Origin of the sequence: Echinicola shivajiensis, assembly GCF_018642165.1 — a bacterium.
GTDB lineage: Bacteria > Bacteroidota > Bacteroidia > Cytophagales > Cyclobacteriaceae > Echinicola > Echinicola shivajiensis.
The window spans coordinates 1001284-1013469 of sequence record NZ_JAHHZM010000001.1; the positions used below are offsets into that span (position 1 = coordinate 1001284).

The 12186-nt window shown below is 39.8% G+C and carries 10 protein-coding genes; 4 read left to right on the top strand and 6 right to left on the bottom strand.

Annotation, left to right across the window (positions count from 1 at the left end; all coding sequences use genetic code 11):
• The first annotated feature begins 23 nt into the window (after positions 1-23).
• On the top strand, positions 24-1331 hold the full coding sequence (locus KMW37_RS03860) for a sensor histidine kinase (protein WP_215223255.1): 1308 nt from the start codon (positions 24-26) through the stop codon (positions 1329-1331).
• Between the two features lie 67 nt (positions 1332-1398).
• Here KMW37_RS03860 and KMW37_RS03865 read toward each other — a convergent pair whose 3' ends face one another.
• Positions 1399-2382, bottom strand: a complete 984-nt coding sequence (locus KMW37_RS03865; RefSeq protein WP_215223256.1) for a YpdA family putative bacillithiol disulfide reductase — start codon at positions 2380-2382, stop codon at positions 1399-1401.
• Between the two features lie 106 nt (positions 2383-2488).
• Positions 2489-3256 (bottom strand): NRDE family protein, encoded by a 768-nt coding sequence (locus KMW37_RS03870; RefSeq protein ID WP_215223257.1) that lies wholly within the window; start codon positions 3254-3256, stop codon positions 2489-2491.
• Between the two features lie 312 nt (positions 3257-3568).
• On the opposite strand from KMW37_RS03870, the gene KMW37_RS03875 reads away from it, so the two are divergent.
• The gene (locus KMW37_RS03875) at positions 3569-3943 is read left to right on the top strand and encodes a BlaI/MecI/CopY family transcriptional regulator (RefSeq protein WP_215223258.1); all 375 of its coding nucleotides are present in this window, start codon (positions 3569-3571) and stop codon (positions 3941-3943) included.
• Positions 3943-5865, top strand: coding sequence for a M56 family metallopeptidase (locus KMW37_RS03880; protein ID WP_215223259.1), 1923 nt, complete (start codon positions 3943-3945; stop codon positions 5863-5865). The genes KMW37_RS03875 and KMW37_RS03880 overlap by 1 nt, the downstream gene beginning before the upstream one ends.
• A 73-nt stretch (positions 5866-5938) precedes the next feature.
• On the opposite strand, the gene thrC is transcribed toward KMW37_RS03880, so the two are convergent.
• From thrC to thrA, 3 genes are read right to left on the bottom strand one after another with little or no spacing between them, the layout of a single operon-like run.
• Complete coding sequence (thrC, locus tag KMW37_RS03885; protein WP_215223260.1) at positions 5939-7234, bottom strand: threonine synthase; 1296 nt, start codon at positions 7232-7234, stop codon at positions 5939-5941.
• Positions 7221-8171, bottom strand: coding sequence for a homoserine kinase (locus KMW37_RS03890; protein WP_215223261.1), 951 nt, complete (start codon positions 8169-8171; stop codon positions 7221-7223). The genes thrC and KMW37_RS03890 overlap by 14 nt, the downstream gene beginning before the upstream one ends.
• The gene (gene thrA / locus KMW37_RS03895) at positions 8168-10615 is read right to left on the bottom strand and encodes a bifunctional aspartate kinase/homoserine dehydrogenase I (protein ID WP_215223262.1); all 2448 of its coding nucleotides are present in this window, start codon (positions 10613-10615) and stop codon (positions 8168-8170) included. The genes KMW37_RS03890 and thrA overlap by 4 nt, the downstream gene beginning before the upstream one ends.
• Before the next feature lie 526 nt (positions 10616-11141).
• Between thrA and KMW37_RS03900 the strand changes: the two genes are divergently transcribed.
• On the top strand, positions 11142-11555 hold the full coding sequence (locus tag KMW37_RS03900; protein ID WP_215223263.1) for an META domain-containing protein: 414 nt from the start codon (positions 11142-11144) through the stop codon (positions 11553-11555).
• Positions 11556-11572: 17 nt separating this feature from the next.
• On the opposite strand, the gene KMW37_RS03905 is transcribed toward KMW37_RS03900, so the two are convergent.
• The gene (locus KMW37_RS03905; protein ID WP_215223264.1) at positions 11573-12034 is read right to left on the bottom strand and encodes a hypothetical protein; all 462 of its coding nucleotides are present in this window, start codon (positions 12032-12034) and stop codon (positions 11573-11575) included.
• Positions 12035-12186: the final 152 nt, after the last annotated feature.

Consider the following 12186-nt stretch of genomic DNA (forward strand, 5'->3'; position numbering starts at 1 on the left):
GGACAACCCTAATCCAGATCAAATTGCTTTTTAACATAAAAAGAATTTGGAAGAAACTGACGGCCCTTTCTCCAGGACAGGGCATGGAAGGCAGAATTTTTAATTCTACTGCCTTAATTCTCGTACTCTACCTTTTTGGAATGGTCATATTCAACTTTTTAACTGGCCAAAAAATACTTTCCATTATTCTTATCCTTACCGCACTGGTGGTGATCCTAGCTTATATTTTGGCTAGAAAATCTAAAAATTTCAAAAATGGAATTAGAACATTGGCTGTTTTTAGCTACCCAATACTTGTTGTCAATTTTTACCTCAATGACGGCATAAACGGGCCCAGCTCCTATATCTTCCTCATGATTCATCTACTTATCCTGACCTTATCTGACCGTAAGGAATTCTGGTTCTGGGGAGCTTATAATTTCATCTTCTTTAGTAGCCTATATATCATTGGCAGTAAATTCCCTGAGCTCATTCCTGAAAACTATGAAAGTGTCAATATCAGAATAACTGACCATTTACTTACTTATTTGGCCTGCATTATTGGAATGATTGCGATTATTTCTATGCTTAAATGGAACTATCATAAACAAAAAATCAAAAGTGATTTCAGGAACAAGGCCTTCAGGGAAGCCAATACTAGCTTGGAGGACAGCTTGGAGCAAAAGAACAAAATTATCGCGCTGATCTCCCATGATCTCAAGAACCCACTGATCTCCATCACCAATATCTTGCAAATGATCAAAGAGGATGAACTTAGTGAGGAGGAAACCAAAACAGTACAAGAAGACCTTTTATTGATGGCCTCAAACACCCAGAAAATGGCTGAAAGCATTTTGGAGTGGGCTGCCATAGAACTCAAAAGCAGTAAACCAATTTTCAAGACTATCAATTTTCAAGAACGTTGCCAGCACACTTTGGACATTTATAAATCCATGGCTGAGCAAAAAGGAATATTTTTTACAAAATCCTTTTCAGGCCCGCTGGAGATCAAAACGGATCCAGATCGACTTTTATTGATCATTAGAAACCTACTTCAAAACGCCATCAAATTTACCCCTCCCAAGGGGGAGATCCATTTTTCTTATGAAAACAACGGTCAATTTATCAACATTATTATCGATGATACGGGGGTCGGCATTTCGGAGAAAAAACTGAAAAATATTTTTAGCAAGAACTACATTTCTTCTTTGGGTACTGCATCTGAAAAAGGTTACGGACTTGGATTATATATCTGTAAAGAAAATGCTATAAAAATTGGTGGGCAACTGGATGTAAAAAGTGAAATCGGAATAGGCACCACTTTCTTTATCAAATTCCCCACCAAGAAATAGTATTTGTTTCTTCCTTTCTGGACAGTCTTACACTCCCCAAGTCTCCAGGACTATTATAACGAGTGGATTATTTAACAGCTACCTTTCTTTTTGACATGATATCCTCAAATATCGCATGTGCATGAACAATGGTATTTTCAATAAAATACTCCCTTGTATTCAGTCCTCCACAGACAACCCCTGCTAAATATAGTCCTGAAACGTTGGACTCTTGGCTTTTCCCATCAAAACAAGGCCTTCTTTTTTCATCCAAAGTCAACTCCACACCCAGCTGATCTAGTAATTTATAATTAGGCTGATATCCCGTCATGGCCAAAACAAAATCATTCTCTAATTCAACCTCTCCTTCCGGAGTATTGATAATCACTGCATGCTCTTTGATTTCTTTAAGAGAGCTATCAAAATAAGCTTTAATTGAACCTTCCTTAATCCTATTCTCCACATCAGGCCGTACCCAGTATTTGACATTTGGATCTACAGTAGGATTGATCATCACCATAGTAACCTCGGCTCCTTTTCGCCAGGTTTCCAATGCAACATCTACAGCCGAATTTCCTCCACCAACAACAATGACCTTCTGGCCTATATAAGGCCACGGTTCTTTGTAATAATGGGTAACCTTTGGCAGTTCCTCACCAGGTATATTCATTTTATTGGGAAGGTCATAAAACCCAGTAGAAAGAACAATTTTCTCTGCTAGATAATCGCCTTTTGAGGATTTAACCAAAAATTCACCGCTTGCCTGCTTTTCTATATTCTGCACTTCCTCGTAAAGATTAACTTTCAAATCAAAATGCTGGCTTACCCTCCTATAATATTCCAATGCTTCTGGCCGGGTAGGCTGCTTATTTATAGACATAAAAGGGATCCCTCCCATTTCCAATTTTTCAGAAGTGGAGAAAAAAGTCATATTTACGGGATAATTAAATATGGAATTGACCAGCGTGCCCTTTTCCAAGATCACATAGTCCAGCTGATGTCTTTCTGCTTCAATCCCACAAGCCAAACCTATAGGTCCAGCACCTACTATTAATACATCTATTTTTTTCATACTATTTAAAACAGAATTTAAGATGGAGAGTTCGTCAAGTTCCTGATAAAATCAAAATTGATATCCAATCTTAAAATTAAGAATTCCTAAACTGAAAAATAAAACCTTAGCTACCATTTGTCTTAAATTCCACTTGCCTCTCTATAAATCCTCCAGACTCCAATACCTGCTTCTCCCGAAACTGGACCTTTTGACTTCCTTTCTCCCAAAGCAATGCAGAAACCCCAACAGTTCCATACCGATTGATGGGTTCTATAAAAGCTGCTGAAACGGCCTTCTCAATTTCCAGTGGTAATCCAGTTTCAGGTAAGTTCTCCAATTTCTCTTCTTCCCTACCCATATTCACTTCAAATAAATCTCTCAGGTCAATTTCATCCTGCTTCATGACTTCCTGAAGTCTCAACTTACTTTCCTGTACTTTTTTCCAGGGAACATTTATCAATGAGTTGCTCAAACCGTGAATTCCTTTAGGTACTTCAATAGGTTTTTCACCATAATTGGACAAATACCACATTTCCTCTTGATCACCCACCAATAAATTAAAACCATCAAATTGATCCTGTTTATCTCTTAAACTATTCATATAGGATTTGGGCTTTGAATGATCTTCTAAAAAGTCCGACACCAGCTTTCCCCTGCTCACAGGATTCTCTTTCAAATTTTTCAAATCCCTATAATTGGTCAAAGCAGCAAACCTTCCCTTAGGATGAATCCCCATCCAAGTCCCTCCTCCTTTTAGATCTTTTCCAGCGTAAATACCACTTTCCCATTGAAACAAAGGAGCAGTGGGGCGAGTAAAGAACTCATCCCTGTTGGCCACCAATACCAACTTATACCTAGGGTGTGATTTCCATGCAAATGTTATCAAGCACATACTCCAAGTTAAAAAAAAGGCCGGAAAACTCCGGCCTTCTGGGTGAATAAACAACTTTAATTACTCTGCAATTGAGTTGGATATTCGTAATTAAAACACTTAACAGTTTAAATTGAGGACAATCCTCATAATCATGATTTTACTAATCAATTTCATAACGGTATAGTTCCTCAATCAGATACACAACCCATTAACTTTCAGCAGTTTTAACATTTATTAACATTTTAATTACGAAAAACATCGTACTATTTTTTTGAATTACGAAAAACATCGTATACATTTATTACGAAATAAATCGTAGTAAGGTTAAAAATGAAATACAAACCAACAGATTCTGAACTTGAAATCCTTTCCATATTATGGAATAAGAAGAATGCGAGTGTTAGGGAAATCCATGATGTACTAAGTCAAACTAAGGACACCGGCTACACCACTACGCTGAAAACGATGCAAATCATGTTTGCAAAGGGCTTGCTTACCAGATCAGAACAAGGTAGAAGTCACCTCTATATGCCTGCCATCACAGAGAAGGAAACTCAAAACTCTCTATTAAGCAGTTTTATGGATTCGACTTTTGGTGGCTCGGCAAAAAAACTCATTATGAGAGCTATCGGCCAGAGCAATCCTTCTAAGGAGGAAATCAATGAAATCCGACAACTACTTAATGAACTCGAAAACCAGCAATAATGGAATTTATCAATCAATTTATCCAGGAAGAATACCTAGAAGCAATCGGATGGACCTTGGTGCATTCTACCTGGCAAATAGTAACGGTGAGTCTTTTGCTGTGGGTCCTTTTGAAATTCTCAAATAACAAATCCTCAAACTATAGGTACTTTGCAGGCCTGGCATCATTGCTTATCATAGCCATTATCAGTATCTGGACCTTCACACTTGTTTTGGAAACTCCTCAGCAGCATGCTTCCCAAATGGTTGAATTTTCAGCAACTAATAAATTTGCCCCTACAGCTTTTGCTACGACTAATGAGCACATAGCTGTTAATGGAGCACGAACTGGACTATTAGACCAAATTTGGTATTCCCGCCTGGAAGCATTCTTGCCTACCATTGTCAACCTCTGGTTACTTGGAGCATTATTTTATTTAGTAAAATTATCCGGAAGTCTTTTCGATCTACGGAACCTACATAAAAAGCACAACCAAGAAGTACCTGACCAATTGGTCAAAAGAGTCAATAGCATGATTGCTTCCATGGAATTTTATAGAAAAGTAAAAGTTTTAAAAAGTCATCTAGTTCATGTGCCCATTACATATGGCGTTATTAAACCAGTTATTCTTATCCCAGCAGGCTTACTTTTCAATACCACACCACAACAATTAGAAGCAATAATAGCGCATGAATTGGCTCATATCAAGCGCTACGATTATTTGGTAAACATATTGCAACACTGCCTGGAAGTTTTCTTCTTTTTTCATCCCTGCTTTTGGTGGATTAACGAAGTGATTAGAACAGAAAGAGAAAACGCATGTGATGATGTAGTCCTCAGCCTGGGATTCACTCCTCAGGACCTGGCATATGGCCTAGCCGAAGTGGCTGAACACGCCCATGCATCAACTCCTGAAATGGCCTTGGCTGCTACTGGTCCCCAGAACCACACGTTAAACAGAATAAAAAGAATATTGGGCTTACAACCCCATAAAGAAAAACTTTCACCCTTAATCTCCCTTACCATGTTAGTATCACTTATGATCAGTGCCTCCCTTGTAATGGGCGCAATACCAACTGAAGAAAAGCGGCTCTCAAATGAATACATTTTAACAGATCTCAAAAGCAAAACAATAGTTAAAGCCTGGCACTTCCCCTGTCCTGATGAAATCAATGAGCAAAATAAGAATTCTGCAAGCACAATAAACACCACCCGAAATTCAGCTGAAACTCATATAGAAAACAGAAGAGTCATCCTCCAAAGAGACAATGATTATGAAATAGAAATCATCACCAATAGGGCAAAACAGCCCTTGGTGAAAATGAGCAAAAGGGTAATCCTTGCCAATGCAGTGGACTGTGATACTGTACCAACCAAGGTAGTGATAAATAAGTCAATAAACGTAGATGATCCAATGCCTGTACTGGAACTTAGTCCAGTACCACAAATGGATGTACAAATCCCTCCAATGCCTCCAATGCCTCCGATGGAAGGAATAGAATTCGCTCCTCCCATTCCTGAAATAGAACTGGAAATTACTGAAGAAGCCAGCAGAATCAGCGAAATAGCAGTGGAACTTGCCCAAATGGAAATGGATACCAGCATCATGGATGTTCAGAGAAAAAAAGAACTTGAGCAAGAACTAAAAAAAGTAGAGGCTAAAATGGAAGTTAAAGCCCAGATCATGGAAGAAAAAATGGCTGAATGGGAGAAAAAACACGGTCAGTCCATGAAAGAGTGGGAAGCAAAAATGGAAGAATGGAACAAAAAAATGGAAGCCAAGCAAGCAGATTGGGAAACAGCCTACGCTCCAAAAATGGAGGAATTTCAGAAAAAAATGGAAAACTGGGAAAAGGAAAATGAGCCTAAAATAAAAGAGTTTGAAGAAAAGATGAAGGCTTGGGAAAAAAGACAGCGGGAAAAGCAAGCTGAAATAGAATAAAATACCAATCACTTTTTACATTAGCCATAAGAGACCTCAGCAATTCCATATAGAAATGCTGAGGTTCTTTTTTTTATTTCTTAGCTAATAAATAAGCTTTAAATACATTAAAGTTATTATCCAAAGGAGAAACCTTCTTCACTCCATCCAAGAAAGCTGAAAGTCTCTCAGGTAAAACCACCTTCTCCTGATGAACTTCTTCCACTACATCCCTGAACTTGCCCGGATGAGCAGTTTCAAGGAAAATGCCAACAACTTCTTTATTTTCTTCCATCCATTCCTTTAAGCCCAAATAAGCTACAGCCCCATGTGGGTCCATTAGGTATCCTGTCTTCTCTTTCACTTCTTTCATTGCCTCTCTGGTAGTTTCATCATCAAAGAAACACCCTTTGACCTTAGACTTTAATAAGTCCTCATCATTATCATAAAGCGCCAGTAATCGATAAAAATTGCTAGGATTACCTACATCCATACTATTACTAATGGTCTGCAAGGATGGACGTGGTTTAAAAGGTATTCCTTTTAAATAATCCGGGACCACCTTATTGACATTTGTGGCTGCTATAAACTTAGCTATGGGCAAGCCCATACGCTCTGCTAGCATCCCTGCAGCTATATTTCCAAAATTACCACTAGGCACCGAAAAAGTAATATTCCTCGATCCTTTTGGCAACTGCGAATAGGCATAGAAATAATACAAACACTGCGGGATCCAGCGGGCAATATTGATGGAATTGGCAGAGGTCAAAAGCATCTTTTCATTAAGTTCTTTATCCAAGAATGCCTCTTTTACCATACGCTGACAATCATCAAAAACACCATCCACCTCTAGGGCAATCACATTTTCTCCCAAAGTAGTAAACTGCTTCTCTTGCAATGCACTTACCTTACCTGAAGGGTAAAGAATAATCACTTCCACACCAGGCACTTTATAAAAACCATTGGCTACCGCACTTCCTGTATCTCCAGAGGTCGCTACCAATACCCTTACTTTTTCTTTTCCAACCAACAGACTCATCAGCTTGGAGCAAAAACGTGCACCAAAATCTTTGAACGCCAATGTTGGTCCATGAAATAATTCCAAACTATAAACATTATCCTCCACCTTTACCAGTGGAGCATCAAAAGAAAGGGTGTGATCCACTAGTTCTTTAACCTGAGCATCATCGAGGTCCTGACCAAAAATCTTCCCAATCACCTCATATCCAATCTCCCTAAAAGACATGCTATGAATACTTTCAAAAAAAGATGCTGACAACTGAGGAATTTTCTCCGGCATGTACAAACCCTGATCAGGAGCCAAACCTTTGATAACGGCTTCTTTCAGGGAAACCAAATGTTCTTTATTATTGGTACTATAAAACTTCATTTTTCAATTCATTGATAAGGTAAGCTCCACGAACATTTACTGCAGAGACATACAAGTCCACTTCTAATCCAATTTTATTAAAAACTTCCCGGCAAATCTCACTTGCCTTCTGGGCTATTTCCCTCGTTGGGGAAAGAATAAATGTAGTTGGTCCTGACCCTGAAATCCCTGAACCAAGGGCTCCTGCATCCTTGATGGCTTCCTTGATCTCATCAAAACCCGGGATCAACACAGACCTAGAAGGCTCAGCAATCACATCCTGCAAAGACCTGCTGATCAACCCCATATCCTCTTGAAACAAACCTGCAACCAATCCAGCAATATTGCCTGATTGAATAATAGCGTCCTTTAGAGAAACCTGTTGGCGCAAAACGCTTCTGGAATCGGCTGTATTCAGCTCTAAATGGGGATGTACCAAGGTACAATACAAACCGTCGGGAACATGCAGCCGGGTAACATCCAAAGGCTTATAACTCCTTATCAATACAAAGCCTCCCAAAAGTGAGGGAGCAACATTATCTGCATGCTCTGCCCCACAGGCAACACCTTCAGCCTTCATAGCAAAGGGCAACAAATCTTTTCTCTCAAGAGGCTCGCCCAATAAACTATTGGCTGCCACCAAGGCCGCTACAGAACTAGCTGCACTCGATCCCATACCGCTCCCCAAAGGCAAACCTTTGGAAAGACTTATCTCTATTCCGCCTTTAAAGTCCACATGGTCGACCAAAGCCTGAATGGCCACACTACAAGTGTTTTTTTCCGACTCATAAGGCAATCTTCCTCCATCTCCTTCAATACTCACTACCCTTACTCCGGGCTGATCCGAAAGTGATACACTAACTTTGTCGCCAAGCTCCTCCACCGCAAATCCCAATATATCAAAGCCACATGAAACATTGGCTACAGTGGCTGGTGCAAATGCTGTTACCTTTTTCATCTTGAATAATTACCTAATCTGATAATATCTGCAAAAACACCCGCAGCAGTAACATCCGCTCCAGCGCCAGGTCCCCTAACAATCATAGGGAAATCATTATAACGCTCAGTGGTAAACAATATCATATTGTCACTACCCTTCAATGTATAAAAAGGATGTTCGCTGTTCAATGAGTTCAGACCTACCTTGGCCTTGCCATTTTCAAGGGTAGCCATAAACCTTAATTTCTCTCCTTTGCCCTTAGCCTCATCCAACAAACTCTGGAAATGAGCATCATGAGCTTTCAACTTGGTAAAGAATTCCTCAACAGAAGCAGCATCTACACAATCTGAAGGCACCATGCTTTGCACTTCAATATCTTCAAAATGCAACTCCTGTCCAGCCTCTCGACCTAGGATCAATATTTTCCGGGCCACATCCATTCCGCTTAGATCATCTCTTGGATCAGGCTCGGTATACCCCTTGTCTTTGGCCTGTCTAACCACTTCACTGAAAGGAATACCTCTTTCCAATTCACTGAATATATAATTCATGGAACCACTAAGTACTGCCTCTATTCTATGGACATGATCTCCACTCAACATCAAATCCTGTAAAGTATTGATCACAGGCAATCCAGCAGCCACATTGGTTTCATAAAAGAACCTTACACCTCTTTGCCCGGCAAGTTTCTTAAGCTGCTTATATTTCTCCAAAGAACCTGAGTTGGCTTTCTTATTAGGAGTAACAATCCCCACCTTTGCATCCAAGATGCTATCATAAACATCTGCCACGTCCTGACTGGCAGTACAATCCACGAACACAGAGTTTGAGAAGTTCATCTCGCTCATAGTACCAATAAACTTGTCCAAATCCATTGGCATATCTTTATCGTCAGGAGGACCGACTGTTTTCAGGTCAAATCCATCCTCGTGGAACTTCATAAACCTGGAATTGGCCATTCCATGAATCTGAATATCCAACATATTCTCCTCACGAAGATTGTTCAATTGGTTGTCGATCATTTTGATCAAGGCCTTACCAATCAAACCTACCCCGACCAAGAATACGTGCAGTACTTTAAAGTCCGAAAGGAAGAAAGCTTCGTGCAATGCATTCAAGGCTTTTTGCAGATCAGCCTGAGATATCACTGCTGAAATGTTTAGCTCCGAACTTCCTTGAGCAATCGCTGCTACGTTTACATTATTTCTACCCAAAGCTTGGAACATCCTTCCACTGGTACCGGGATTGTGCTGCATCTTTTCACCAACCACAGCAATTACGGCCATATTCGGCACAATCTGTACCTGATCCATTTCCCCGCTTTGGACTTCATATCTGAATTCCTCCTCTATCAATGTTTTGGCCCTGACAGCATCTTTAGAAGCTATAGCCACACAAATACTGTGTTCAGAAGAGGCCTGGCTGATCAGTACGATATTGATACCAGCATTGGCCAGTGTGCCGAAAAAGCGCTGACTTACACCAACTACCTCTACCAAGCCCGCTCCCTGAAGGTTTAATATGGAAATATTGCCCATCGAAGAAATCCCCTTGATGATCTTACCCTCTCCAGATTCCTGACTGATCTTGGTTCCTTCCTCTTCTGGCTTGAAAGTGTTTTTAATATAAATTGGAATATCTGCCTTCATGGCTGGTTGCATGGTCGCAGGAAATACTACCTTGGCCCCAAAATGTGAAAGCTCCATAGCCTCACTATAGCTCAACTGAGGAATGGTAAAGGCAGTATATACCAATCTTGGATCCGCAGTCATTACACCCGATACATCCGTCCAAATCTCCAGCTGTTCCGACTTAAGAGCAGCAGCAAAAATGGCAGCAGTATAATCCGAACCACTTCTACCAACAGTAGTGGTTTCGCCTTTTAGGGTAGAGCCTATAAATCCAGTAATTACTTTGATACCTGCATGCTTTTTAAAGTAAGCATCAATCAAACCATTGGTAGTTTCAAAATCCACTTTAGCGTTGCCAAAACGATCATTGGTTTTAATAAGATCTCTGGCATCTACATAAATGGCCTCTTTGCCCCTTGCTTGTAACCCTGCAGTTAAAATAAAATTGGAAAGCCTTTCACCAAAACTCAAGACATAATCCATGGTTCTATCGGAACACTCTTTGATCAAATAGATCCCATGAAACAAATCCCCCAGCTCATTGAACCTCACCTTCACAAAGGTCAAGGCAGTGGATTGCTGCTGAACAGGCACCAAGCTCTTTACTATGTCCAAATGTCTTTTCTCCAAGTCCTGAAGAATGGTATGGTAGCTTTCCTCACTGTCCTGAGCTATTGAAGCACATTGAAGTAGCTGTTCAGTAACCCCGCCAAACGCTGAGAACACCAAAGCAAAGTCTTCTGTTTTTGATTTATTTTCGATTATTGAAAATACCTTTTCGATATTCTCAACATTAGCGATGGATGAGCCTCCAAATTTTAATATTTTCATAAAAATGAATGATTTTTAATGGCTTGTTTGTAAATGGATTTGAACGTCCCATAAAGGACCGTTTCTATGCGGCAATATAATAGATAGACACGGGATTACCCCGTAATGGTGCTTGTAAAAAAGGTTCGTGTAATGATGGTAGAAAAAGCTGCACAGCCAATCTCCTGCTGAGTAGCAGTAAGGGTGAAGTTGGTATTTTTTGTGACTGTGCTAAACATCATTTCTTTTTGATGGGACAATCTTAATCACAAATTTCCAATATCACAAATTTTCTTTAGCAAACCACTAATAAAAAGTCCTGTTTTTCACTTTATCTACAAAAGAAATCAGATTCATTTACAAAATATAATTCGCAAAAAAGGAGCATACTTCGTTTTTACCCAAAGGCATTTTGCATAGCCCCCCTACCTTAACCATTAAATTCTTTCAAGAATTAAAAAACTATAATATCAATCCGAAAGAATTTGTCCCTATTATTTTTATTTTTAATTATTCGAACAAATAATTTAGCTAAAACAAAGACATTATGAAACATCTTAAACTGTCAACATTCCTTATCGTTCTCTTTTTAGGATTTAGTTCATGCAGCTCTGTATCCAGTCTTAACCCTATGGATTTGCTCACTGGCAATAATTGGGTACTCTCCTCTTTAATGGGAGGCGGCTTGGATAAGTTTGCCGGAGCCTTGCCTTCACTTAATTTCAGCGATAACGGTGGACTTACTGGGTTCACAGGATGCAACAACTTCAATGGGAATTTCGAGCTCAGCGGCACCGGAATCAACCTTGACCCGGGAGCAATGACCAAAAAAGCCTGTCCTGGAGATGGAGAAAACCAGTTTTTAGGAGCCCTAAAAAATGTATCTAATTTTAAAGTGGCCAAGGATAAACTCACTTTATTGGATGGGGCACAAGAATTAATGACCCTGATCCCCCAATAGAAAATAATTTCAAAAACTTATTGGACGGCTGAGATCAGGTATTTGACTCCATTGAATTGAACCTGATCTCCAGCTTGTTTCCCCATTAAGATTCGGGCAAGAGGTGCTTGAGCAGAAATGACGAAAATATCCTGTTCGTTTATTGTGACTTTTCCAAAACTTACCGACACATAAAGAGGCACCTTGTCAGTAATGATCAAACTGCCTGACTGAACCCTACTCAAAAGCTCCTTAGGCTTAATATTGGCAAGTTGATCAAGTTGCTTCCTGTACTCCAATCTCATCTGCTCCGCCTTATCTATTTCTTGGCGAACCATTTCCCTACCTGTCTCATATTTATCCCCTGCGCTGCTCTTGGTATCCTCCGCTGCTGATAGCTTCAACTGATCGATACTATCTTCAATCAGCTTTAATTTATCCTCAATAGCCTCTACCAAGACCTCATGTACTTGCTCTTTTGAAAATGAAGACTCATTCATTTATCCTAATTTTATATGTTCTCTTGATACTCAAGTCCAACTAATATTCACTTCATCCTTGGTTCTTCAGCAGCATTAACCATAGCCTGCATTTTTTTTCTCACAAAAGTAAGCATAAAAAACGCTTCTCAAATCCTCCCATTTTTTGTTTC